Origin of the sequence: Thermoanaerobacter wiegelii Rt8.B1 (assembly GCF_000147695.2) — a bacterium.
Lineage (GTDB): Bacteria > Bacillota > Thermoanaerobacteria > Thermoanaerobacterales > Thermoanaerobacteraceae > Thermoanaerobacter > Thermoanaerobacter ethanolicus.
In genome coordinates this window covers 2008509-2034886 of the sequence record NC_015958.1, presented here as the reverse complement: position 1 = coordinate 2034886, position 26378 = coordinate 2008509, and the positions used below count along the sequence as shown (strand labels likewise).

Annotated in this window: 22 protein-coding genes and 1 pseudogene; 21 read left to right on the top strand and 2 right to left on the bottom strand. The window is 33.2% G+C overall.

The window, feature by feature from the left end; genetic code table 11:
- The first annotated feature begins 76 nt into the window (after positions 1 to 76).
- From THEWI_RS10000 to THEWI_RS09925, 17 genes and pseudogenes are all read left to right on the top strand, one after another.
- Complete coding sequence (locus tag THEWI_RS10000; RefSeq protein ID WP_003871376.1) at positions 77 to 646, top strand: glycerol-3-phosphate responsive antiterminator; 570 nt, start codon at positions 77 to 79, stop codon at positions 644 to 646.
- Positions 647 to 723: 77 nt separating this feature from the next.
- Complete coding sequence (locus THEWI_RS09995) at positions 724 to 1455, top strand: MIP/aquaporin family protein (RefSeq protein ID WP_014063324.1); 732 nt, start codon at positions 724 to 726, stop codon at positions 1453 to 1455.
- A gap of 82 nt (positions 1456 to 1537) precedes the next feature.
- Positions 1538 to 3031: a glycerol kinase GlpK gene (gene glpK, locus THEWI_RS09990; protein WP_014063323.1), complete on the top strand. Its 1494-nt coding sequence runs from the start codon at positions 1538 to 1540 to the stop codon at positions 3029 to 3031.
- A 167-nt stretch (positions 3032 to 3198) separates the two neighbouring features.
- Positions 3199 to 4701 carry an NAD(P)/FAD-dependent oxidoreductase gene (locus tag THEWI_RS09985; RefSeq protein ID WP_014063322.1) on the top strand — a complete coding sequence of 501 codons (1503 nt, stop codon included), beginning with the start codon at positions 3199 to 3201 and terminating at the stop codon, positions 4699 to 4701.
- Positions 4694 to 5953 carry an NAD(P)/FAD-dependent oxidoreductase gene (locus tag THEWI_RS09980; protein WP_014063321.1) on the top strand — a complete coding sequence of 420 codons (1260 nt, stop codon included), beginning with the start codon at positions 4694 to 4696 and terminating at the stop codon, positions 5951 to 5953. The genes THEWI_RS09985 and THEWI_RS09980 overlap by 8 nt, the downstream gene beginning before the upstream one ends.
- Position 5954: 1 nt before the next feature.
- A complete protein-coding gene (locus tag THEWI_RS09975; RefSeq protein ID WP_014063320.1) occupies positions 5955 to 6320 on the top strand; it encodes a DUF1667 domain-containing protein in 366 nt (121 codons plus the stop codon).
- A 19-nt stretch (positions 6321 to 6339) separates the two neighbouring features.
- Positions 6340 to 7975: pseudogene (locus THEWI_RS09970) on the top strand (sigma 54-interacting transcriptional regulator).
- A 140-nt stretch (positions 7976 to 8115) separates the two neighbouring features.
- Entirely contained in the window at positions 8116 to 9114 is a 999-nt protein-coding gene (gene dhaK, locus THEWI_RS09965) for a dihydroxyacetone kinase subunit DhaK (RefSeq protein WP_014063318.1), read from the top strand.
- An 18-nt stretch (positions 9115 to 9132) separates the two neighbouring features.
- Positions 9133 to 9771, top strand: coding sequence for a dihydroxyacetone kinase subunit DhaL (dhaL, locus tag THEWI_RS09960; protein ID WP_004400542.1), 639 nt, complete (start codon positions 9133 to 9135; stop codon positions 9769 to 9771).
- Positions 9772 to 9785: 14 nt separating this feature from the next.
- Positions 9786 to 10178, top strand: a complete 393-nt coding sequence (gene dhaM, locus THEWI_RS09955; RefSeq protein WP_014063317.1) for a dihydroxyacetone kinase phosphoryl donor subunit DhaM — start codon at positions 9786 to 9788, stop codon at positions 10176 to 10178.
- 199 nt (positions 10179 to 10377) lie between these two features.
- Complete coding sequence (locus THEWI_RS09950) at positions 10378 to 12222, top strand: MBL fold metallo-hydrolase (RefSeq protein WP_014063316.1); 1845 nt, start codon at positions 10378 to 10380, stop codon at positions 12220 to 12222.
- A 10-nt stretch (positions 12223 to 12232) separates the two neighbouring features.
- Complete coding sequence (locus tag THEWI_RS09945; RefSeq protein WP_014063315.1) at positions 12233 to 13813, top strand: Hsp70 family protein; 1581 nt, start codon at positions 12233 to 12235, stop codon at positions 13811 to 13813.
- Positions 13803 to 15380 carry a HEAT repeat domain-containing protein gene (locus tag THEWI_RS09940; protein ID WP_014063314.1) on the top strand — a complete coding sequence of 526 codons (1578 nt, stop codon included), beginning with the start codon at positions 13803 to 13805 and terminating at the stop codon, positions 15378 to 15380. Before THEWI_RS09945 ends, THEWI_RS09940 begins: the two co-directional genes overlap by 11 nt.
- Before the next feature lie 12 nt (positions 15381 to 15392).
- Positions 15393 to 15932, top strand: coding sequence for a hypothetical protein (locus THEWI_RS15020; protein ID WP_244262214.1), 540 nt, complete (start codon positions 15393 to 15395; stop codon positions 15930 to 15932).
- Positions 15932 to 16342: a hypothetical protein gene (locus THEWI_RS15015; protein WP_244262213.1), complete on the top strand. Its 411-nt coding sequence runs from the start codon at positions 15932 to 15934 to the stop codon at positions 16340 to 16342. The genes THEWI_RS15020 and THEWI_RS15015 overlap by 1 nt, the downstream gene beginning before the upstream one ends.
- An 11-nt stretch (positions 16343 to 16353) precedes the next feature.
- Positions 16354 to 17823, top strand: coding sequence for a hypothetical protein (locus tag THEWI_RS09930; RefSeq protein WP_014063312.1), 1470 nt, complete (start codon positions 16354 to 16356; stop codon positions 17821 to 17823).
- A 15-nt stretch (positions 17824 to 17838) separates the two neighbouring features.
- Positions 17839 to 18543, top strand: coding sequence for a TIGR01906 family membrane protein (locus tag THEWI_RS09925; protein ID WP_014063311.1), 705 nt, complete (start codon positions 17839 to 17841; stop codon positions 18541 to 18543).
- Positions 18544 to 18552: 9 nt separating this feature from the next.
- Here THEWI_RS09925 and THEWI_RS09920 read toward each other — a convergent pair whose 3' ends face one another.
- A complete protein-coding gene (locus THEWI_RS09920; RefSeq protein WP_014063310.1) occupies positions 18553 to 20085 on the bottom strand; it encodes an ATP-dependent metallopeptidase FtsH/Yme1/Tma family protein in 1533 nt (510 codons plus the stop codon).
- Between the two features lie 134 nt (positions 20086 to 20219).
- Between THEWI_RS09920 and THEWI_RS09915 the strand changes: the two genes are divergently transcribed.
- Positions 20220 to 21203 (top strand): acyl-CoA dehydratase activase, encoded by a 984-nt coding sequence (locus THEWI_RS09915; RefSeq protein ID WP_014063309.1) that lies wholly within the window; start codon positions 20220 to 20222, stop codon positions 21201 to 21203.
- Between the two features lie 37 nt (positions 21204 to 21240).
- Here the strand turns inward: THEWI_RS09915 and THEWI_RS09910 are convergent, their stop codons facing one another.
- Positions 21241 to 22899 (bottom strand): peptide ABC transporter substrate-binding protein, encoded by a 1659-nt coding sequence (locus THEWI_RS09910; protein ID WP_156786951.1) that lies wholly within the window; start codon positions 22897 to 22899, stop codon positions 21241 to 21243.
- A gap of 168 nt (positions 22900 to 23067) precedes the next feature.
- Between THEWI_RS09910 and THEWI_RS09905 the strand changes: the two genes are divergently transcribed.
- The 3 genes from THEWI_RS09905 (at position 23068) to THEWI_RS09895 (ending at position 26210) form a co-directional block, all read left to right on the top strand.
- Positions 23068 to 24822, top strand: a complete 1755-nt coding sequence (locus THEWI_RS09905) for a cell division protein FtsA (protein ID WP_014063307.1) — start codon at positions 23068 to 23070, stop codon at positions 24820 to 24822.
- 118 nt (positions 24823 to 24940) lie between these two features.
- Positions 24941 to 25447, top strand: coding sequence for a hypothetical protein (locus THEWI_RS09900; RefSeq protein ID WP_014063306.1), 507 nt, complete (start codon positions 24941 to 24943; stop codon positions 25445 to 25447).
- A gap of 82 nt (positions 25448 to 25529) precedes the next feature.
- A complete protein-coding gene (locus THEWI_RS09895; RefSeq protein WP_014063305.1) occupies positions 25530 to 26210 on the top strand; it encodes an HAD family hydrolase in 681 nt (226 codons plus the stop codon).
- Positions 26211 to 26378: the final 168 nt, after the last annotated feature.

Genomic DNA, 26378 nt, shown 5'->3' with positions numbered 1-26378 from the left:
GGTATTTTTTTATATGTATTTTTCAGGTTTATTTTTTGGCATATTACTTGCATAAAGAAAAGATGGGGGTATAAAAATGAGAGAAAAGATTCTGGATGCAATGAGAGACTTCCCGATAATAGCTGCAGTGCGAGAGGCAAAAGATTTAAATACGGCTCTTTCTTCAAATGCACAGGTGATATTTTTACTTACTGGTGACATAATGAACATTTCTGAAATAGTTCAAGAGGTCAAAAGACATGATAAAATTGTTTTTGTGCATTTTGATTTGCTTGAAGGTTTAGGAAAGGACAACAAAGCAGTAGAGTATTTGGCTGAAAAAATAAAGCCCCATGGTATAATCTCTACCCGCAATAATATTTTGATACACGCTAAACAATTTGATCTTTTCTGCATCCAGAGACTTTTCATTTTAGATTCCCAGGCATTAAAAACAGGGTTTGCTTCAGCAAAACAAATAGTTCCAGATGCAATAGAAGTAATGCCTGGGATAATTCCCTCAGTGATAAGTGAAATATCGGTAGATGTGCATCAACCAGTCATCGCAGGAGGTTTAGTCAAGACAAAAGAAGAAGTTATAAATGCACTTAAATCTGGAGCTATTGCCGTATCAACGAGTGAAAAAAATCTGTGGTTTATTGAGTGAAAGGAGGGCGAGAGACATAAAAATTGAGTTTTAAAAAATAAAACTTAATAAATTTTGGAATCATGGAGGGATATTTTATGAGTGACCTTGCAAAATATGTTGCTGAATTTTTTGGTACGATGATACTTATATGGTTAGGTGATGGCGTTGTTGCAAACGTTGTCTTAAATAAATCTAAGGGTCAAAACAGTGGCTGGATTGTAATCACTGCAGGATGGGGATTTGCAGTAATGGTGGCTGTTTATGTAGTTGGATGGATAAGTGGTGCTCATTTAAATCCGGCTGTGACTATTGGTTTAGCAACGATAGGCAAGTTTTCATGGAGTTTAGTGCCAGGCTATATTATAGCACAAGTTTTAGGAGCTTTTGTGGGAGCCATAATTGTTTATTTGATGTACATGGATCATTTTGCTGCAACAGATGATCCTGATAGCAAATTGGGAGTTTTCTCAACAATTCCAGCTATAAGAAATTTAAGCAAGAATTTTATAACTGAGGCATTTGGTACTGCCATGCTTTTAATAGGAATACTAGGTATAACAAATGGCAACAATCAATTAGTTGGAGGACTAGGACCGCTTCTAATTGGTTTACTTATTTGGGCAATAGGGTTAAGCTTAGGTGGACCTACAGGTTATGCAATTAATCCAGCAAGAGACTTTGGACCAAGGCTTGCTCATGCTATTCTTCCTATCCCAGGGAAAGGAGATTCTGATTGGGGATATGGTTTGATAGTTCCAATATTTGGGCCAATAGTTGGAGGAATACTTGGAGCTGTAGTTTACCAGCTTATTATGAGTATACACTAATACAAAAGTTTAAAGAGTTTAAATCGGCGAGAATTTATCTCTCGCCGATATGATATTATAAAAATTGTAAGGAGGAAAAAAGATGGCAAAGTACATTATGGCTTTCGACCAAGGGACAACAAGTTCCCGTGCAATAATTTTTGACCATAGCGGCAAAATTGTTGCCGCATTGAATAAGGAATTTAAACAAATTTACCCTAAGCCTGGGTGGGTAGAACATGACCCAATGGAAATATGGGAATCCCAAATAGAAGTTGCAAAAGGTGTTATAGAAAAAGCGGGTATTAATCCGGAGGATATTGCAGCTATTGGCATTACAAATCAGAGAGAGACAACTGTTGTATGGGATAAAAATACAGGAAAACCTATTTACAATGCAATAGTGTGGCAATGCAGAAGAACAGCTCCTATATGCGATGAACTAAAAAACAAGGGTTTTGACAAGAAAATTAGAGAAAAGACAGGACTTGTAGTAGATGCATATTTTTCAGGAACTAAAGTAAAATGGATTTTGGATAATGTAGAAGGGGCCCGTGAAAAAGCAGAAAAAGGAGAATTGCTTTTTGGAAATATTGATACCTGGCTTATTTGGAATTTGACAAGGGGTAATGTACACGTAACTGACTATTCCAATGCTTCAAGGACGATGCTTTTTAATATACATGAGCTTAAATGGGATAAAGAGATATTGGCTGAACTTAACATACCAGAGCAAATGCTTCCGGAAGTTAAGCCTTCCAGTTATGTATATGGCTATACTGATAAAAGTATATTTGGAGTAGAGATACCTATTGCCGGAGATGCGGGAGACCAGCAGGCAGCTTTGTTTGGTCAAGCCTGTTTCAAACCTGGGATGGCAAAAAACACCTATGGAACAGGCTGCTTTATGCTCATGAATACTGGTGAAAAGGCTGTACCTTCCAATACTGGACTTCTCACTACAATCGCTTGGGGAATTGATGGCAAAGTAGAATATGCCTTAGAGGGTAGTATATTTATAGCAGGTGCTGCGATACAGTGGCTGAGAGACGAGCTTAGAATAATTGACAATTCACCTCAAAGTGAGGAATATGCGTTGAAAGTTGAAGACACAAATGGTGTATATGTTGTTCCTGCTTTTGTAGGATTAGGAGCCCCTTATTGGGATATGTATGCGAGAGGCACTATTGTAGGACTTACAAGAGGCGCAAAGAGAGAACATATAATAAGGGCAACACTTGAGTCTATTGCTTATCAGACAAGAGATGTATTAGAGGCTATGCAAGAGGATTCAGGAATCAAATTACAAGCTTTAAAAGTTGACGGTGGAGCAAGTGCTAATAACTTCTTGATGCAATTCCAATCTGACATTTTAGGTGTTCCAGTTGACAGGCCTCAAGTAATTGAAACTACTGCTCTTGGCGCTTCTTATCTTGCGGGATTGGCAGTAGGATTCTGGAACAGCAAAGAAGAAATAGAGAAGAATTGGAATGTTGATAAACATTTTGAACCAGCTATGGATAATGAAAAGAGAGAAAAATTGTATAAAGGTTGGAAAAAGGCTGTAGAAAGGGCTATGAAATGGGCTGAAGAATAAAATAAAAAATTGATAAAAAGTAGCAGGAATTTTAAGATGTTTGTAGAATATATTTATTAAAGAGAAGAAAAAATAAATATGAGTATGGTGGAGATTTGGAGAACCATATATAGCCGACAGGGTCGGTTATATATGGTTTTTTTATCTTTTAAGGAGGTTTTATGACTATGAAAGAAATGTACGATGTTTTGATAATAGGTGCTGGAGTGGTTGGATGTTCAATTGCGAGAGAACTTTCAAAATACAAATTAAAAATATTAGTTGTAGAAAAAGGTGAAGATGTGGCTTCGGAAGGAGCTTCTAAAGCTAATAGTGCAATACTACATGCGGGTTATGACCCTGTACCTGGTACTTTAAAAGCTATGCTGAATGTCAGAGGAAATGAAATGTACGATGAGTTGTGTAAAGATTTGGATGTTCCAATAAAGAGAACAGGTTCTTTAGTTGTGGCTTTTTCTGAAGAAGAGGTAAAAGAGCTCTATGAATTGTTTGATAGAGGAATAAAAAATGGTGTCAAAGGGTTGTCTCTCATTACAAAAGATATGGTCAAAGAGATAGAACCACACATAAATGACGCTGTAGTTGCTGCTTTGTATGCCAAAACAGCAGGAATAATATGTCCTTATGGATATACTATTGCAGTGGCAGAAAATGCTGCACAAAATGGAGCAGAATTTGTTTTTAATTCAGAAGTAATTGATGTCAAAAAAAATGGTGACTTCTTTATAGTAAAAACTCACAAAGAAGAATTTTACAGTAAATATGTTGTCAATGCTGCAGGACTTTATTCAGATGTCATAAATAACATGGTAGGGGCGAAGCCATTTTCTGTGCATCCTAGAAAAGGAGAATATTTGATATTAGATAAAGACCAAGGATATCTTGCAAGGACAGTAATATTCCAGGTTCCAACTAAAATGGGTAAAGGAATACTAGTTTCTCCTACAGTTGATGGAAATCTACTTATTGGACCTACTTCAGAAGACATACAAGATAAAGAATTTAAAGCAACTACCAGAGAAGGGCTCAATAAAGCAATTACAGTTGCAAAAAGAAGTGTGGATAAATTTGATGTCAGAAAGACTATTACTCAGTTTACAGGACTTAGAGCGACTCCTGATACAGAAGACAAAGACTTTATAATTGGAGAATCTGATGTGAAAGGATTTATAAATGCTGCTGGAATAGAATCTCCTGGTTTTACTGCAGCACCTGCTATTGCTGAAATGATACGGGATATACTTAAAGATGCCGGACTTAAGTTGATTGAAAAAGTAGATTTTAATCCAAAAAGAAAACCAGTTATAAGATTTACTGAACTTTCAGACGAAGAGAGAAACAAACTTATAAAAGAAAACCCTGCATATGGAAGAATAATATGCAGATGTGAGACAGTGACAGAAGGAGAGATAATAGATGCGATAAGAAGACCTGTAGGTGCAAAATCTTTAGATGGTGTTAAAAGGCGTGTAAGAGCTGGAATGGGGAGATGTCAGGGAAGTTTTTGCGGGCCAAGAGTTGTTGAAATATTAGCAAGAGAACTTAATATTTCTCCTCTTGAGGTTACAAAGCATGGAAGAAATTCAAATATTTTAGCTGCAGAGACAAAAAAATTTTTATTAGAAAAAGCGGCAGAGGTTTTAAAGAAAGAGGTGTATAAAAATGCTTAATTACGATATAGTCATAATAGGCGGTGGCCCTGCAGGGTTAGGTGCTGCTGTAGAAGCCTATGAAAAGGGTGTAAAAAATATAGTCATAATTGAAAGAGATAAATACCTCGGGGGTATTTTACAACAGTGCATACACAATGGATTTGGACTTCAAGAATTTAAAGAAGAATTGACAGGTCCAGAATATGCACAAAGATTTATTGACAAAGTAGAAGAATATGGCATAAATGTGATGCTGGAAACTATGGTTTTGGAAATAACTCCTGAGAGAATAGTAAAAGCAGTTAACTCTAGAGATGGTGTGTTTCAAATAAAAGCTGGAGCTATAATTTTGGCTATGGGATGCAGAGAAAGGCCAAGGGGCGCTATTATGATACCTGGTACTCGCCCAGCAGGTATTTTAACTGCGGGTACTGCTCAAAGGTATGTAAATATGGAAGGCTATCTCCCTGGAAAAGAAATAGTCATATTAGGTTCTGGTGATGTTGGGCTTATTATGGCGAGGAGGCTTACATTAGAAGGAGCAAAAGTCAAAGCAGTTGTAGAACTCATGCCTTACTCTAGTGGACTTACAAGAAATATTGTTCAGTGCTTAGAAGATTTTAATATTCCACTTTTATTAAGTCATACTGTCATCGAAATTCACGGCAAGGACAGAGTAGAAGGGGTTACAATTGCCAAAGTTGATGAAAATAGAGAGCCAATTATGGATACTGCACAGTATATAAGTTGCGATACATTAATATTATCTGTGGGGTTAATACCGGAGAATGAACTTTCAAAACAAGCTGGTGTAGAGCTAGACCCTGTCACAGGAGGACCTATTGTAAATGAAATGTTAGAGACCAATATACCTGGAATTTTCGCCTGCGGAAATGTCCTTCAAGTTCACGACTTAGTTGACAATGTTACTGCAGAAGCGAGATTGGCAGCTAATTCAGCAATACGATTTATTCGAGAAGGTGAATTTGGAAAAAGCAATATTGCCGTAAAAGCTGGTAATGGCATACGTTATGTTGTTCCGCAAAAGATAAATGTAGATAACTTAGAAAAAAGGATAAAATTCAGAATGAGACCTGTTAACGTTTATAACAATGCTACATTAGCAGTAAAATCAGGAGATAAATATTTACTAAGACAAAAAAGGCAGCGCTTAACTCCTGGTGAAATGATTGATGTAAATTTAAGTAAAGACATACTAAAAAATGCAAATCCTAAAGAAGGCATTGTCTTTTTAGTTGAGGAGGGATAAAATGGAATTAAAAGAAATTACATGTATAGTTTGCCCGTTGGGCTGTAGGATACAAGTTGAAATGGAAGGAGGGGAGATAAAAAGCGTAAAAGGATATTCTTGTTCTAGAGGATTAGAATATGCTAAAAATGAAGTTATTATGCCTAAAAGGACTATTACGACAAGTGTGAGAGCGGTAGGGGGACATCTTCCACTCTTATCAGTTAGGACAAAAGAGCCTGTTCCAAAAGAAAAGATACAAGAAATAATGCTTGAATTGGCCAAGGTAGAGGTTAAAGCTCCTGTAAAAATAGGAGATGTAGTTGTGAAGAGCATTTTAGGTACGGGAGTTGACATAATTGCTACAAGAAACCTTTATGTAAAATAAGTTTTTGTGTGGTGATAAAATGGAGGGAAGAAGGGAAATATTAAGAACTCCTGTGAGTATCCATTCTCAGATTGCTGCCCATATTGTTCAAAAGGTTAGTCACATAAGCAGACAAAACAATGTAAGCATATTTTTAAGGAAGATAAATGACAATAGGTTGATTCCTGCTAACAGTATGCTGTCAATGGCGACTTTTTTTTGCTTCTCGCGGTGAAGAAATAGAAGTCGTAGTAGAAGGAGCCAATGTGGACAATGCTATAAAAGAGTTTAAAGGCTTTTTTTACAACGAGTTAGGGAAAGAAAAGGAAGAAAAAACTACTTATGAACTTTTAAAAAATACCTCAATAGCCTATGAGAAAATATTTAATTCCATTGGCTCAGGACTTATAGTTACTGATGACAATGGAGCAATAATGATTTTTAACAAAGCAGCTGAAAGTATTACAGGGATTAATATGGACCAGGCTATAGGGAAAAAAATACAAGAAGTGATACCGGATATAAAAATTGCTGATGTTTTGAAAATAGGCAAAGAAGAGATGAATAAAAAACTAAAAATAAATACAAATGTGGTGTTAACAAATATAACACCTATTTATACAGGTACAAAGATAGAAGGAGCTGTTATAGTATTTTATGACTTCCCTCAAATAGAATATTTGGAAAATGAGCTGAAAAGAAATAGAAAACTTGACAAAGCTTTTGACATAATAATAGGCAATAGCGGAAAATTAAAAGACGCTCTTACTATTGCTTCCAAAGCGGCGGAAACTGATTCAACAGTCCTCATAAGAGGAGAAAGCGGAACGGGAAAAGAGCTGGTGGCTAATGCGATACATTACGCCAGTAAGAGAAAGGATAAGCCATTTATAAGGGTAAATTGTGCGGCTATTCCTGTGACTCTATTGGAGAGTGAACTTTTTGGACATGAAAGGGGAGCTTTTACTGGAGCGGTAACTCAAAAGATAGGAAAATTTGAATTAGCCGATGGAGGAACGATTTTTCTTGATGAAATAGGAGATATTCCACCTGAGATTCAGGTAAAGCTTTTAAGGGTGATTCAAGAAAAGGAATTTGAAAGAGTAGGAGGAATAAAAACTATAAAAGTAGATGTGAGGATAATCGCTGCGACAAATAAAGATTTAGAAAAAGCAATAAAAGATGGTACTTTTAGAGAAGATTTATACTATAGATTAAACGTTATACCTGTGATTTTACCTCCTTTAAGGGAAAGAAGAGGAGATATTCCTCTACTTGTGGAACATTTTATTGATAAACTTAACAAAAAATTAAACAAAAATGTAAAAAAGGTTACCAAAAAAGCTATGCAAGCATTGATATATTATGATTGGCCTGGGAATATACGAGAATTAGAAAATATAATTGAAAGGTGTATAACATTGAGTGATACTGATTACATCGATTATGAAGATTTGCCCCAATATATTCGAAATGAAACTACCACTATATCAGATGATGACATTATTTATCTTGGAGAAAATAGCGAGTTACTTACAATGGAAGAATATGAGTACAAAATAATAAAAGCCGCACTACAAAGATATAAAAGCTTTAATAAAGCAGGAAAAGTTTTAGGACTTACCCACAAGACTATCGCTGCAAAGGCGAGGAAATACGGACTTGTTGATAGATAATACCAATAGAAATGAATGGTTGATACTTTTTACCAAAATAGCCTTTTGAGGCTATTTTTTTATTGCCTATTTGCTACAATTTATTTGGCATATAAATTGCATTTAAAAACTAACAAAAGTAAATTAGGAGGAGGTAAACAATGAAAAAGTTGATTAATAATCCTAATGATGTCGTGAAAGAAATGATAGGGGGATTATTGGCTGCTCACCCATCTTACCTGAGAAAACTTGACAACATAGATGTAATTGTCAGAAAAGACGCACCTGTAGAAGGAAAAGTTGGACTTGTAAGTGGTGGTGGCAGTGGCCATGAGCCTGCTCATGCAGGATATGTGGGCTATGGAATGTTAGATGCGGCTTGCCCTGGTGCTGTCTTTACTTCACCTACACCTGACCAAATTTATGAAGCGATTAAGGCAGTGGATGGAGGAAAAGGAGTATTATTGATTATTAAAAATTACACAGGTGACGTAATGAATTTTGAAATGGCTAGAGAAATGGCACAGATGGAGGGAATAGAAGTAGATGAAGTGATAGTGAACGATGATGTTGCAGTAGAAAATAGCACTTGGACGCAGGGAAGGCGTGGCATTGCTGGAACTGTTTTTGTTCACAAAATTGCTGGTGCAAAGGCACAAGAAGGGGCTAGCTTACAAGAAGTAAAAAGAGTAGCTGAGAAAGTAATTGCAAATGTAAGGTCAATGGGAATGGCACTAACACCCTGTACTGTTCCAGCAGCAGGGAAACCCAGCTTTACTCTTGCAGAAGATGAGATGGAGATTGGTATAGGAATACATGGAGAGCCTGGAACTCACAGAGAAAAAATAAAACCTGCAGATGAAATAGTAGAACATTTAATGGAGAAAATAATAAATGACCTGCCTTATAAAGAAAATGACGAAGTAGCTGTTATGATAAACGGGCTTGGTGCAACTCCTTTAATGGAACTTTATGTTGCGAACAGGAAAGTAGCAGAAATCTTAGAGAGTAAGAAGATCAAAGTTTACAAAACATACGTAGGAGAATTTATGACCTCTCTTGAAATGAGTGGATTTTCTATAACATTATTAAAATTAGATGAAGAACTTAAAACATTGTTAGATGCAAAGGCTGATACACCTGCTTTCAAACAATTATAAATTTTTAGGAGGTAGAAGATGGTTATCACAAAAAATGATGTCCTAAAAATTGTGGACAAAATTGTAGAGGTTATAAAAGAAAATAAAGAATACCTTACAGAGTTGGATGCTGCTATTGGTGATGCGGACCACGGAATAAATTTAGATAGAGGATTTGATGCCGTAAAGCAAAAATTGACCACATTGCCTGAAACTACTGATATAGGGACAATATTAAAAACTATAGGCATGACTCTTGTATCTACGGTGGGAGGAGCTTCTGGTCCTTTATATGGTACAGCTTTTATGAGGGCTGGACAAGTAGTTCAGGGTAAAAATGAACTTTCTGAAGAGGATATAGTTAAAATCTTTGAAGCTGCTTTAGATGGCATCAAACAAAGAGGAAAAGCCGAAGCAGGAGACAAGACTATGATAGATTCTATTGAACCTGCATATAAAGCTTTAAAAGATAGTTTAGAGAACAACATTGCATTACCTGAAGCATTAAATAGAGCAGCTAATGCTGCAAAAGAGGGAATGGAATACACTAAGAATATTTCTGCAAGAAAAGGAAGAGCAAGTTACTTAGGAGAAAGAAGTATTGGACACTTAGATCCAGGGGCAACATCAGCATATTTGATGATAAAGTCTTTTTCTGATGTTGTCAATTTATCATGATGGTGGAGGAAAAAATGGTTGGAATAGTGTTAGTCTCTCACTCAAGAAAAATAGTAGAGGGGATTTATGAACTTGCAAGCCAAATGACAGGTGGAAAAGTTCCCATAGGGATAGCTGGCGGGACACAAGATGGCAGATTGGGAACAGATGCTACAGAGATAATGGAGGAAATTAAAAAAGTAGACGAGGGAGAAGGAGTAGTAGTTTTAGTTGATATTGGAAGTGCTGTAATGAGTGCGCAAATGGCGATAGAACTCCTGGGAGAGGAATATGAAGGTAAAGTAAAAATTGCTGATGCACCTTTAGTGGAGGGAGCAATTGCAGCTAGTGTAGAGGCTTCTATAGGTAGTGATTTTGATAAAGTTCTTTCAGTGGCAGAAGAAGCAAAAAAACTTAATAAATTGTAAGAGTTTTTCAGTCTGGACAAAATCCAGACTTATTTTTTGTGTAGAATTTTTACTCAAAAGGTATTAAAATAAAAACATAGGGAGGTGGTGAGTTACGTCATTTTTAAATATTTATGATGTATACGATAACAGTATAAAAAAATTTGTAGAAAAGGAGGATTATATAAATGCTTATTGGTATGTTTTTCAGCAAAAAAGTTTGGTAAAGAAATTGGACAAAAAATTATATGAATATTTGCTGTTGTGGCAGATAATACTTGAAATTTATATAGGTATTCCTGAAGAAGCAAAAGAGCATTTTTTTGAGCTAAAGAGCGAATTAGAAATTGATAAGCATAATTTAGCTTTGTTTATAAAAAGTGTTATTCTTTTAGATTTGGTAGAAGAATCTTTAAAAACAAAAAATCTTTTTGAAGCATTAATGAATTATAGCGGGGAAGACCAATGGATAAAATTTTATTTATTGTTACTTTCTTTTAAAAATAAAAGAAGGATTTTAGAAATTTTGGAAGAATTACTTTATATGGAGAAAAAAGTAGAAGATAAATTGTTACTGCCGAAAATATATGGACTTATAGCTGAAATATATGAGGAGATTGGTGAGAGGCACCAATTCTTAGATAAAGCTTATAAATTAAATCCTCAGGACTTATATATATTGCGGCTAAAATTAAAATATGGCCTTATTAGTGAAGAAGAAAAACAAAATCTTAAACTTTATCGTTTGTTTCCAGAAGATTCGAAATTAATAAATGAGTATTACCATAAAACCAGAAAAAATTTTAACTCCATCCATAACTTTAAATTTTTTTGTTGGGGAGGGGATAATATTGGCGCTAGCTCTTATTTGGTATCCTATGAGGGAATAAATATTTTACTAGATGCGGGAGCTTTGATTAAGGATAAAACCTTATATTACAATTCTATAAAAAATTTACCTATAGATATTAAAGATATTGATTTGGTAATTATTACTCATGCTCATTTAGACCATTTTGGGGGAATTGTAGAATTATTAAGAAAAGGTTTAAACTCTCCGATTATAATGTCAAGGGCAACTCACGAAATTTTGAGGCAAATATTTTTGAGGGGACATACAAAATTAGAGATAAAAATAGAAGAGGAGATTATAAATTTTGACAGCCAGATTATAAGTTTTGATACAGAAGAAGAAAGAAGCTTTAGAATAAAAAATAAAGAAGTAAAACTTAAGTTATTTCCTGCAGGGCATATCTTAGGCGCTGTAGCTGTGTATCTTGAGATTGAGGGGATAAAAATTTTTTATACAGGTGATTTTACATTAAAAGATGTGGAAAGTAATAAAGGACTTAGATTTCTTCCCGATTTAAAAGTAGATATTTTAATATCTGAAGCTACTTATGGTTACGGCAATAACTTTGGTGTCCAAAATAAGTATTTACAGGATAAATTGATACTTAAGTCGATAGAAAAGCTATTAAAAGATGAAGAGAGAATACTTTTACCTGTATATGCTATTGGTAAAGGGCAAGACCTATTATTATTTTTTAGAAAAACTTTTTCATATATTCCTTTTAATGTGTATGTAGATGGAGATATAGCATATTTTAGTAAATTATATGAAAATTTTGCTGGGCCCATATATGGAAATGGAATACTAAATGTGGCTGAAAATACTTTATACACTGATAGAAAAGATTTTATAAAAAAGGAAATAGCCCTAGGCAATTGCGTGATTCTCGCCAGTTCAAATGACTTAAAAGAGGGAAGTGCATCTTTTATATATGCTTCTGAAATAAAAAATTTTTCAAAGGGCTGTATTATGAATCTCGATTCTAATAATAGAGAAATTGAAGGTTTAAAAAATTATCAAATTGGAATGTTAAATCATGCAAATATGGTAGACCTATTAGAAACAGTTATAAAGATGGCTCCATCTGCTGTTTTTGTAATTCACAGGGGATACGAAAGTAAGAGTGAAATAAATATAGAAACAATTTTAAAAAGAATTGAAGGAATAAAAGTTTTTGCACCAGAAGAAGGAGAAATAGTAGAACTTCAATAGGGAGGAGTTTATGAAAAGATATGTAGGAATAGATTTAGGTACTACGAATACGGTTGCATCAGTTTTGGAAATATCGCAAGAGGGAGAATTACTGCCTCGAGTGATAGATATTGGGCAGTTTAATGAAGACTATGAATACATTTATGATAAAATATTGCCTTCTTGTTTATATGTAGATAAAAGTGGAAATCAGTATGTGGGTAGAATAGCACAGTCTATGAAAGTTAAGGAACCGGAGAGAGTTATTTATAACAGTAAAAATTATATAGGAACGTCAGGTTATTTTTGGGAAATTGATAGAAAACTTTTTTCACCAGAAGAAGTGGCAGCTTTAATATTAAAGGAAGCTAAACAGAGCTTGGAGAGAGAAATTGGTGAAGAAGTAGTAAATGTAGTTATAACTGTGCCAGCATCTTTTAATCACGACCAAATTCGAGCGACAAAAAAAGCTGCAAAAATGGCAGGATTTGATGAACAAAATACTTATTTTATTTCTGAGCCTACAGCAGCACTTCTTGATTTTATAAATACTGAGAAGAAATTGCCACAAAACAAAAGACATTTAGATTTTTCGCGGCCGAGAAAAATGTTGGTGTTCGATTTAGGAGGAGGAACTTGTGATGTCTCGATATTAGAAGTACAAATAACGGATAAGGACTTCATTGTAGAAGAAATAGCCATTTCTTCTCATACTCTAGTAGGAGGAATAAATTTTGATTTAATGGGCAGTATTTATCTTTTAGAAAAATGTTCGAAGGAAATGGGGGATTTATTTGATAGTGAAAATGAAAAAAGGCATGTATATAATAGATTGGTTTGCGAGATGGAAAAGGCAAGAAAATTTTTTAGTATTTCAGTGGGAGAAGAAGTAATATATGAAAATATTGTAGAAAATTTTATAAAAGGGAAACCTTATAAGTTTAAAATATCTAATAAGGAATATGAGGAGTGTATAAGACCTCTATTGGTTAAAGAAGGAAACATGGGATATAATGTCGTAGACCCTATTTTAGATACTTTGGAAAAAGCGGGGCTTATGATTCAAGATATAGATGATGTACTTTTGACAGGAGGCATGAGCAATTATAGGCCTGTGCGAAATGTCATAGAGAAATTATTTATGAAAAAAGCTTTAATAAGTTTACATCCTATGTTTTCGGTTGCGCGGGGAGCAGCAATTTACCACTATTTAAGCGAAAAACTGAATAAAGGAAATAACAATATCAAAATTGAGCCTGTTCTGGCTTCCAACATATACATTGATATAAAGAATGGGTTACCTTTTTTGATTGTTTCACAAGGTACAAAAGCACCTTATGAAAGAGAGTATGACAAGATTTTAAGAGTAACTAATGCTACGGGTATGCGTTTGGATGTATTTTCAGGGAAAAATTTATGGGATCCAAAGATGAAGCGTTTAAAAAGCGTCCAATTAAATTTTTCAAAGTTAATAAAACCCGGCACGCCTATTTCTCTAAAAATAAGTTTTGATAGAAATAGAATTTTGACTTTGAGCGCATGGGTAGTAGCTTCTACAGAGCAAAGAGTTCAAGTGGCTATTGGCGAGGAGAGTGAAAACTATGAGCATTGACTGGAAGGAGTTGCTTTTGGAGAATAAAGATTTTTTTATAAATGTTTCTAAAGAGGTGATGGATGATGGAATGGAATATTTGGGAGCAAAAAGGATGAAGGATAAAGATAAAAACTTTAAAAGAGAACTATTTAAATATTATATTAGCGAAACTAATGCAAAACTTATTGGAGAAAAAATTCAATTGCTATCTACTCTTCACCAATCTGCACTAGCTTCTTTAGAAAAAGACATTGTTGAATTAGGGAGAAATATTTTATCAGAGGGGCAAAATCCAATTGAGATGATAGTATATAGTGCAAAAGCTTTGGATTTAAGACAAGAGGAAATTTTTAAAAGAATGGTGAGAATTCTCAAAAATATATCAAATAACAGCTTAGAGGCCCGCAATGCTCTTATCACTATTTTGCAAGAATGGGAATGGGAAGAACAAATTAAACTTGTCATTCAAACGCTTAGAGAAATAAAAGAAATAAGGGCTTATGAGCAATTAATTACACTTTTAGAAAATGATAATTTAAAGGAAATAGCAGCAGAAACTCTTATAGAATTGGGAGAGAAAAAATGCATTCCTCATATATTGAATATGGTTAATTCTCTTAATGGATTTAATAGCAGAGAAAGAAATTTTGCTTTTAGAATTTTAACAAAGCTTACTGTGCTAGGAGATGAGGCAGTAAAGCAGATAATAGAAAAATATTTGGACAATGAAAATAGCAGCTTGAATATTGTATATTCTAATGTTATAGCGAATCTAAAGGAAAAGGCAGTTGAAAATATTGCAGAGTTGCTATATGAGGAGAGATATAGTCAAAAAGCTGCGATAACATTAGGGAAAATGAGGACGAGCATTGCTACAGAGTATTTACTTAAGGCTTATTATGATCCTAGCGTAGAAAACAAAATGAATATAGTAATTGGGTTAGGGTATACGAAAGATGAAAGATGTGCAAATATAATGTTGGAAATTTTGAAAGAAGAAAATCAATCGTTAGAGTTAAAGGCTTGTGCTATTACTTCTTTAGCAAATTTGCGAATATTAGAAGCAAAACCTATGATAAAACAGTTTTTAGAAAATAATTATTTGGCTATTAATGCTTATTCGGCTTTGGTTCAGTTGGGAGAGATAAAATATCTAAGTAATTTATTCTATTATATTGTAAAACCAGGTTTTTCTGTAGAGGAATTATTAAATGCAATAAAAGAAATTAAAAGATTGAAGGGGCTTAGGAACAGTGACATAAATAGGCAAATTGCGGAAGGGATAAAGTATATTATTAAAAATGATGATGGTTATGCTTGTATAAACGCTTTAAAAATAATAGAAACAAATCTCGACGAGGAAATAGCACAAGAATTAATACAAAAATTAAAAAACACTGCAAAGGAAGAAATACAGTATTTGATTTATAAAATTTTAGGCAAAAATGCGAAAGGATTAAAAAATATAATTGATGAAAAAATATTTAGTGATGCAATGGAAAGCAATAGTGCTAGGATTAGGTATTTAGCACAAAAAATCGTTGAAGAGAACTATAAAAAAACAGACAAGCTCATTAAAATGTGAGAAGGTGAAAATATGTTGGAATTTAAAAATGTGACAGAAAAGAAGTATATAGATATTTTTTTATCTACTCTTCCCTATGATGTGCTTATAAAACCTTTCAAAAAAAATACTAATTTACAAAAAAAGTTGGCTGGTTTTCGATTAATAGAGAGTGCTTCTCCACCTAAAAAGATAATTCCAATTCTCAGAGAAGAGATTTTGAAAGGGAATATAGATGGAGAAGTCTTTATAAAAGAATGGGAAAAAAATTATGCAGATTTGGTGAGGCGGATACAGCCTTTGGCTTTTGAAAAAATAGAGGAGAAGGTACCAGAACTTTTGAATTTTTATAAGCCAGAAGTTATTTTCTCTGTACTTTTATTTTCAAAAGGTGAAAGTTATAAAAAAATATTGGAGGACTTAATAGATTTAATTGAGGGGGAAAAAGAAAAAATAGAAAAAAATATTGATGAGCAAGAGACTATCGATAAAACAGTAAAAATCAACAAAAAACTATTGAAAGAGATTGAAAAATTACAGGAAAAATTGATTCTGCAGGAAAAAAGAATATAATGGAGATAGAAAGGCTTACTGAAAAAATAAAAGAGCAAGAAGGAGAAATTTTAAGCTATAAAAATAAAATTTCACAGTTAGAAAAGGAAAAAGAAATATTAGAGGAGAGAATAGAAAAAATTGGATTAGAGTTTGAAAAAAGAATGAACAAGATTATTGAAAATACTTCATCAAAAGAAAAACAAGCCGAAAATTTAAAAATATTAGTAAATAGATTGCTAGTAGAAATCCAACAGCAAAAGGTAGATTTTAACAATGCTTTGCTTGAAATAAAAGAAATTTTGACTAATATAGAAGAGAAAACAAATTTTTTGTTTGACACCACTGTAACTCAAGTGGCTGTAACTAAGGAAGAACAAAAGTATTCTTTAGTAGAAGACCTGTCGCGAATGTTAAAGATAAATGACTGAGAGGTGTAACAATGCAACAAGATGAAGTAAGAGAATTGAGGGAACAACTCAATAAAACTTCGAAGACACCAAATGAAATTTCTCTGTTGTTAAAAAGAATAATAAAAAAACAAAAAGAAATAGTACAAATAATTAGTATTTTGGAGCTTTTTAATGAGACGGTGTATTTATACCATGTACTATTTAGGAAAAAGAATGTGGCAAATGCTTTGGTATATTTGGATAAAGAAACACAAAGCATTTTGGAAGTTGTTAAGAATATAGCAAATAATACAACATATTTCAGCCTTATGGAAGAAAAAATGAAAAGGAACACGGAAAAGACGATTAGAAAATATAAAGAGTACTTTGAAAATGCTATAGATGTTTTATATGGATATTACGTAGAGTCGAGATATGTTAACGAAGTGGTAAATGATAGAATAAGAGATTTCTTTTCTGAAGAATTGATAGATGAGGAAGAATTTTACGAAAGTGTTATTAATTTTATAAATGAGGTTGAAGAGGAAAAAGAAGAAAGGATAAAAGAAATAATATCCAGCATTCCTTTTGCTATGTCTAAAAAACGCTTTTATGAATATTTAACAAAGGGATTGGAGAAGGATTATCCAAATTATGAAGCTTTTTTGGAAAATGTAATAGATATAGAGGAAAATTTTTATGGAAAATTAATAGAAGGCTACGGCGAATTTTTCCCTATTATTGCTAAGAAAATTGAGTACTTACAGTCACTGGATTTTAAAGAAATGACTCGGGAAGAAGTAGACGCGTACTTTAAAAAAAGTGTAGAGTTAATAAAAAGTATTCAAAGTCTAAGAGAGGTTTCTTTTTCTGTTTTAAAAATTATAAATAGACTATTGATAGTATTTTTGTCAGAAAATAAATTTGAAACTTTATTTAAAAAAGAGCCTTTTATTGGTGAGTATATAGATTTTTATGTTAAATTAAATAAAAGTTCTTTAGATTACAAAGAAATAGAAAAAAATATCAAAACCTGTGATAATGTAATTTCTAATTGGTATTTTGAATTGTATAGGTATAATTTACTATTAGGAGAAATTGATTATTCTGATCTGGACATTATGGAAATTATAGATGAGGGTATATTAGAAGACATTGAAACGCTTTCAGAGTATGAAAACTTGTTAAATGATACTAGTGAGATAGTACTTGAGGATGCTCAAATAGAGGAAGAATCTATAGATATGGCTCTGATAAAAGGCGAAATAAAAAATGTCATTTCTTTAATTGAAGATATTTCAAGAAACATGAAAAATGAGTATAGAAAAGCGAGAATGAAAAGACTTATGGGAATTATTCCTGTACCTCAGAATTTTGAAAAAGAAGTCTTGCATTATATAAAAAACTCCATTGAGCTTGATAATTCGCGGAGCAGAAAGTTATCTTTTATGCATACAGTAAAGAAAAAGATAGAGCTTTACAAGGATTTAAAAAACAAAAAAATTTTTATGAGGCTATAATAAAAGGTGCAAAGGATGTTATTTAAAATGGTGAGGAAAATTATTGATACCTTTCTTATTAGTGGCATGGTGGTTTCACTGTTTTTGGCTGTTTTTCTTACTAGTTTGCAATATGTGGCTTTTAACGGTAATTTTTATAAAGAGGAATATGAAAAAAATAATGTAATGTCAGTAACTGGCATGAATATTGATGAACTTATGAAAATAACCAAGATAATGCAGAGATATTTAATGGATAAAGAAGAGACTTTAGATGTAAGTGCAAAAATTAATGGCAGTATGCAGAGAATGTTTAATGATAGAGAATTAGCTCATATGAAAGATGTAAAAGATTTGTTTCAAAAGGGTTTTTTAACAAGAAATATATCAATAATAGTTTTTATACTCATTTTTACATACTTTCTTTTTGCAAAATCCTTTTATAAAGCCTTCGATTATCTTTTAAAAGGTACAATATTTATAATAATTCTACTGTTGGTTTTTGCATTTGCGGTGACTTTGAATTTTGATAATTGGTTTACTGGTTTTCACCTTGTATTTTTTGACAATGATTTATGGCAGTTAAACGTTGAAACAGATAGACTTATACAAATGTTTCCTTTAGAATTTTTTCAAGATGCAGTGTTTTTTATTTTCAGAAATACTTTTTTTACTTTTATAATTATACTTGCTATAGTATATGGAATACTAAAAATGACAAAAAAGCCTGTTTTTAAATAGGCTTTTTTGTCATACGCATAAAGTATTTTCTTCTTCCCATAATGTTTGTAATTCTTCTTTTGTAATTGACTCCTTTTCTAAAAGCTTTTCGGCTATTGCAATAACTTTATTTTTATTTTCCAGCAATATTTTTTTTGCAAGCGTATAACAGCTATTTATAATTTTGTCAATTTCTTTATCGACAATTTCTGTAGATTTTAACATATGAAGGTCAATAACCCTGTTTCCCAATTCACTCATTCCATAATTGCAAACCATCTGATAAGCAATTTTTGTAGCTTCTTTTAAGTCATTTTCGGCTCCTGTTGAAATTTCATTGAATATTATTTCCTCAGAAGCTCTACCCCCTAAAAGCATGGTTATTTTATTTTTCAACTCTGTTTTTGTCAATAAAAAGGCATCTTCTTTTGGAAAGTTTAATACATATCCTAATGCTTCACCTCGAGGAACGATTGAAATTTTTTCTATAGTATTTACGTTTAAAATTTTTCCAATAAGAGCGTGACCTGCTTCGTGGTACGCAGCAATAGTTCGTTCTTTTTCTACTACAGAAGGATTTTTCTTTTTAAGGCCTGCGATTACGCGTTCTAATGCTTCTTCAAACTCTTCCTTTCCAATTTTACTTTTGTTTTTCATTACAGCCAGTATTGCTGCTTCGTTGCACATAGTAGCCAGATGTGCTCCTGTCATACCGTGAGTTTTTCGCGCTAATTCACTTAAAGATACAGTTTCGTCAAGGGGTTTATTGCGAGTATGTACCTTTAATATTTCCAACCTTGCTTTCATATTAGGTGCTCCAATGTGTATAGTTCTATCAAATCTTCCAGGTCTTAGTAAGGCTTCGTCTAGCATGTCAATTCTATTAGTTGCTCCTATGACTATAATCCCTTCGTTGCTATTAAAACCATCCATTTCTACCAATAGTTGGTTTAAAGTTTGATCTTTTTCTGAGTTGTTATCGGTGTTTCTCTTTGTTCCCACAGCATCTATCTCATCTATAAAAATAATACTGGGAGCGCTTTTTTTTGCTTTTGCGAAAAGAGCTCTTATGCGACTTGCACCTACACCTACATATTTCTCTACAAATTCTGAACCGGAAGCACTTATAAAAGTAGAATTGGTTTCACCAGCTAATGCCGTAGCCAAAAGAGTTTTTCCTGTACCTGGTGGCCCGTAAAATAATATACCCTTGGGGACTTTTGCTCCCATTTTGTTGTACTTTTCTGTATTTGTCATAAAGTCGATTATAACTTTTAATTCATCGATTACTTCATCTAATCCTGCCACATCCTTAAAAGTGATATTGGTTTTTCGATGACTGGTATCTTCCTTTGCTTCAGTGATATTGTTGTAGTTTACAGGCATAAGCTCCGAAAATTTATTTTTAAATAGTAGGTAGGTCACAACAATTACTGCTGCTGTCAAGACAAAAGAAAGGTTGAGATTTAGATTTGGTTTTACTTCTGAGATAAAAATGTAAGTAAAAAGCATATTTATAAAGATAGAAAGCGCCAAAATAATAATGTGCAGATTCTTTTTCATAATTTCTCGCCCCCACTTTTATTCTGAATGTAGTTTTTGCTTATTAATGCAATTTATTCGTTAATTGAAAGAGTATAAAAAATGATTTTGAAGGCAAAAATGTAAAATAAATGAACGATTTTAGGAGGTTAGATATGAAAGGTTACATGGGGATAGACGTAGGTTCTGTTAGTACTAATATTGCAGTAATTGATGAGAATAATAGAGTAATAGCTTCTGTTTACATAAGGACACAGGGCCAACCTATTAAAGCAGTTCAAAATGCTCTTCGTGAGATAAAAAATAAAATAGGAGATATGGTTATTAAAGGAGTAGGTACCACAGGGAGTGCGAGGCAATTGACTGGCTTAATGGTAGGGGCAGACATTGTCAAAAATGAAATTACTGCTCATGCTGTGGCAGCTTCCAATGTAATAAAGGATGTCAGAACGGTAATTGAAATAGGAGGACAGGACTCAAAGATCATAATTTTAAGAGATGGGGTAGTAGTAGATTTTGCAATGAATACAGTCTGTGCAGCAGGTACCGGTTCTTTTCTTGACCAGCAAGCATACCGGCTAAATATTCCCATCGAACAGTTTGGAGACATAGCTTTGCAATCTAAAAGTCCCGTCAGAATTGCGGGTAGATGTAGTGTTTTTGCGGAATCTGACATGATTCATAAGCAGCAGATGGGATATGCTCTTGCTGACATAATAAGTGGCTTGTGTGATGCCCTTGTTAGAAATTATCTAAATAATGTAGGGAAGGGTAAAGAAATAAAAGAGCCAATAGTGTTTCAAGGCGGTGTTGCTGCTAATAAGGGAATAAAAGCAGCATTTGAAAAGGCATTAGGGATGAAAGTATATGTGCCTGAACATTACGGAGTAATGGGAGCCATCGGGGCAGCAATATTGGCAAAAGAAGCAGTAAAAGAAAAAGGATATACTTCCTTTAAAGGCTTTGAAGTAAGTGACTTTAAATATAGAGCGGTAGGTTTTGAGTGTACTGCTTGCCCAAATCGATGCGAAGTCGTAGAGTTCATACAAGGAGATGAGGTAATTTCAAGATGGGGAGATAAGTGCGGCAGATGGTCTAACAGCACTAGCAAGAAAGTCCATGCAAATACAGCTAGTTAATTAATGGGAGGCAATATAAGCCTCCCAATTTTAAACCTTATTTTTCTATATATGTCCATTTCCAATCATTATCCACGCCAACTGCATGCCTTACAATTCCTTTTACGTAATCCTGCTGTACATAAGCAGTAGCTGAGAAAAACAGTGGAGAAATTGGCATATCTTCCATCAGAATTTCTTCAGCTTTTTTCATGTTTTCCATTCTTATTTCATTATTATTAGTACTTTTTGCTTCTGCAATTAACCTATCATATTCAGGATTTGAGTAAAAAACCCGATTTGGCTCGCCACTCGTTTCAGTGACCCACAGGTCCATAAAAGTCATTGGATCGTTGTAATCGGCTCCCCATCTTGTCAATATTACATCGAATTGTCCTTGTGAGTACATTTGCAATCTTATCTTAAATGGAACATTTTGCAGTTCTACATTTACACCTAGATTTTTTCTCCAAAACTCTTGAATTGCTTGAGATTCTCTTTTAGCTACATCTGTATCATCAGCTAACAGGACTATTTTAGGCAAAGTAGTTATGCCTAATTCTTTCATTCCTTTAGCCAGTAATTCTTTTGCCTGTGCTACATCTTCTTTGAATAAATCTCCAACTTCTTTGCGGAACTCACCATTTTTCCCGGGAATGCCATAAGGTACAAATCCATAAGCAGGTATAGAGCCATCTTTTAAAATATTTTCTGTTAATTGCTTTCTATCGAGGGATAATCCGAAGGCTTTTCTTATATTTGCATTTTTAAACACCGGATTTTTTGTATTAAATGCTAAAAAGTAAGTAAAACCATTAGGATATATTTGAAGTTTGTCCTTATATTTTTCTACATAATCACCTGTAACAGTTATTACATCGTATTGACCTGTATCAAAATTTTGGGCTATAGTATTCATGTCTTTAACCATATCCATATAAATTTCATCTAATTTAACATTGTTTTTGTCCCAGTATTTATCATTTTTTACCAGGACAATATTTTGCTCATGATTCCATTCTTTTAATATAAAAGGACCACTGTATACAAGCGTATCAGGAGTTGTGGCTAATTTATCTCCTACTTTTTCTACAAAGGATTTTTCTAAAGGCAGATATGTTATAAAAGCCGTTAAGCTTAAGAAATAAGGAGTAGGAGCTTCTAAATCTACTTGCAATGTCTTGTCGTCTAATGCTTTTACTCCTACTTCATCAGCACTGACCTCACCAGCATTATATTTTTCTGCATTTTTTATTGGAAACATTATATAGGCATAATCCGATGCTGTTTTAGGATCTAATGCCCTTTTCCAAGAATATTCAAAATCATAGGCTGTTATGGGATTGCCATCGCTCCAATATATATTGTCTTTTAAATAGAAAGTGTAATGTAAACCATCTTCAGATATTTTCCAATCTTTAGCTAAACCTGAACCCTTCTGTGGTATTTCATCGGGGCCAAGCCTTACTAAACCTTCCAATACTGCATTAAGCACTTGAAAAGAAACTCCATCTGTTGAGGTTTGAGGATCTAAGCGAGGTGGCTCTTCACCGAGATTTAACCTTAGAACTTGTTTTTCTTTTGTTGAATTTGCTGTACTTTGCGCTGATTTACCACTGCATCCTGATAAAATAACAGATATAATAAAAATAAAAGTTAAAAAAAGATTACAACTTTTCGCATAAACCGTATTCCCCCATTCGTTTTTTGAAGATATTTTACTGTGAATAAACTTTTTGTGCAAGGGAATTATTTTTAAATTTTATTACAAAATTTTTATAACACTAAAAATGTTAATCTACATTAAACTTATTAAAAGCCCTTCCGAAATAATATGTAAAATTGTATAATAAAATTATAAAGTAATAATTTCGGGGGTTAAATGATGGATAACCGTGATATTATTTTTGCTCTTGACATTGGGACAAGGGTAGTTGTAGGGATAGTTGGAATTGAAAATAATGGGAAATTCCAAGTGCTTGCTGTTGAACAGATGGAACATGAAAGTAGGGCAATGTTTGATGGGCAAGTTCATGATATAGATAAAGTTGCTAATGTTGTTGAAAAAATAAAGAGAAGGCTTGAAGACTCTTTAAATATAAAATTGACAGAAGTATGTATTGCGGCGGCGGGAAGGTCTTTAAAAACTCAATCTGCGAGAGCGGAAAAAAATATTGATGAAGAGCACGAAATAACGGTAGAAGATATAGACAATCTCGAGTTGGAAGCTCTTGAGATTGCACAAAATTCCATTGTTTCTCAATCAGGGGTTACAAAATATCATACCGTCGGTTATACAGTATCCAATTATTACTTAAATAGTTTTCCTATTACCAATTTAAAAGGACATAAAGGCCGTGAAATAGCAGTAGAAATTTTAGCTACTTTTCTTCCTTACGATGTAGTAGAAGGGCTCTATGCTGCAGTAAAAAAAGCTGGGTTGGAAGTTTCATATATCACGTTAGAGCCTATAGCAGCAATAAATGTGGCAATTCCACCTGAAATTCGGATGTTGAATATAGCTCTTGTAGATATAGGAGCAGGTACTTCTGATATTGCTATATCAAAAGAAGGAAACATAATAGCGTATTCTATGGTGCCTTATGCCGGTGATGAAATTACGGAATCAATTGCTACCCATTTCCTCACCGATTTTAATACTGCTGAGAAAATAAAAAAAAGCACAAAAAAAGAAATCAAATTTAAAGACGTGTTAAATATAGAGCACAAAATAACAAAAGAAGAAGTAATGGAAATTATAGCGCCACAAGTTAAAGTTTTGGCGCAAAAGATATGCAACGAAATTATAAAATATAATGGTAAAAGCCCTTCTGCGGTATTTTTAGTCGGTGGCAGTAGTAATCTTCCTAATTTGCCTGAAGAAATAGCATCTATATTGAATTTACCTATAAATAGAGTATCTGTACGAGGTATAAAATCAGTAGAAATTTTAGATTACAAAGGGAAGACGTTAAAAGGCCCTGAAAGCATAACTCCAATAGGAATAGCTTACTCTGCAATGATAAATAAGAGAAAGGACTTTATAAAAGTTTCTATTGACAATGAAACAATAAAGATTTTTAACATAAAAAATCCCACGGTAATTGATGCTTTAGTTGCTATAAACTATGACTCTAAAAATTTAATTGTACAAAATGGCAAAGACTTAGTTTTCAATCTTAACGGCCAAAAAATCGTTGTTAAAGGTGAAGAAGGAACACCTCCCAAAATATATGTAAATGATTCATTAGCAAATTTAAAAACTCCTATAAAGGATGGAGACGAAATAACAATTATAAAAGGTCAAAAAGGGCAAGATGCTACAATAACTGCTGGTGAACTACTAAAGCAGCAAAAAGGGAAAATAATTTTTGTAAATGATTCAAAAGTGGACCAAAATTATGTTATAAAAAATGGGGATGAGATAGTTATAAAAGAAGATTTAACAAGTTTTGTTGTAACAGTAAATGGGAAAGAAGTAGTGTTAAAGGGGAAAGAAGAGTATCTGTTTGTAGACGTATTTAATTTTATAGATTTGAAACTGGATAATAACAAAGTGCCAGAAATGAAACTTAATGGAAGGCGTGCCTCCTATACAGATATATTGAAGCCAGGAGATAATATTGAAATTGAAATATAAAAGTAGGTGAAGTCTCCGCTTTTAAAAGGGTGGAGACTTTAATTTTATTCGCTTTTAAATATATAAAGTTGTGGAATTTTGACATTGCTGATATAATTAAGGGAGAGGTGAAAAGAGAATGGATGTATTTATCGAAAAATTAGTCAAAAAACAAAAAACTTCGAAGGATACTCTATTTAGTATTGGTGTTGTAGTAGCTGCATTAATTATTGTGTTTGGCGTGATACCTTTAATACCAATAGTTAGAAATTTCTTGATTTTCTTTTTGTTTTTGTTTGGCTATTTAGCGCATTACTTAATAAGGTCGAGAAACATTGAGTTTGAGTATTCGCTTACAAACAGTGAATTGGATGTAGATAAAATAATTGACCAAAAAAGAAGGAAACATGTTATAAGCGTTGATTGTAGAGATTTTGAAATCATGGCAAGGGTTAATACTGACAAGTTCACAGAAGACATAAAAGCTATTAAAAATCGAATTGAAGCGGTAAGTTCTATGTCTTCTCCTGATGTATATTTTGCAGTTTTTGAAGATAAAGGGATAAAAACTGTTTTGTTTTTTGAGCCAAATGAAAAGATGATAGAGACTATAGGAAGATATATACCAAGAAAACTTTTCAAATAAGTGAAGAGGTAGTTTAAGAATGAAACAAGAGTTAGAACTTTTGGAGATAAATAACTAACAACTTTGCAAGGGGTTGATATAAGTGATTAAAGCAATTATCTTTGACATGGACGGTGTAATTATTGACAGTGAGCCAATACACATTAAATTAGAAGAGGAATTATTCAAAAGTTTAGGAGTAGAGATAAGTGAAGACGAACATTTGACATTTGTAGGGACTTCTTCTTATTACATGTGGAGGAAAATTAAAGAAAGATTTAATCTTTCTCAAAGCGTAGAAGAGCTTGTAGAAGTAGATAGAAAAAGGTATTTAGAGCATGTCTTGAAAACAGGCGAAATAATTCCTATAGAAGGTATAACAGAGACGGTAAAAAAGCTTTTTGAGAAAGAGTATAAATTAGCTGTTGCTTCTTCCTCTCCTATAGATGTGATAGAATTAGTTGTGAAAAAGTTGGGAATTGATAAATGCTTTGAGGTGCTTGTATCTGGAGACTATGTAAAAAATAGCAAACCAGCACCAGATATATTTTTATATACAGCAGACAAATTAAAAGTAAAACCCCATGAGTGTGTTGTAATTGAGGATTCATATAATGGAGTTTATGGTGCTAAAAAAGCAGGGATGAAAGTGATAGGTTTTAAAAATCCTAATTCCGGAAATCAGGACTTATCAGAAGCTGATTTTATTATAAGTTCTTTAGGAGAAGAATTATTAGAAATTATAGATGAATTAAACAATGGCGGAAGATGTTGTAAAAACTAATAAAATAAATGGTGCGCCTGACAGGAATCGAACCTGCGACCTATAAGATGTGGACACATTATGATTGACCAGTATATGTTTTATGCCGGTAGTTTGTTTTTTAAAAACAAAAATACTATAAAAGATGAACACCTGCCGGCAAAGCTATAACTTCGGTTATTTCTTCAG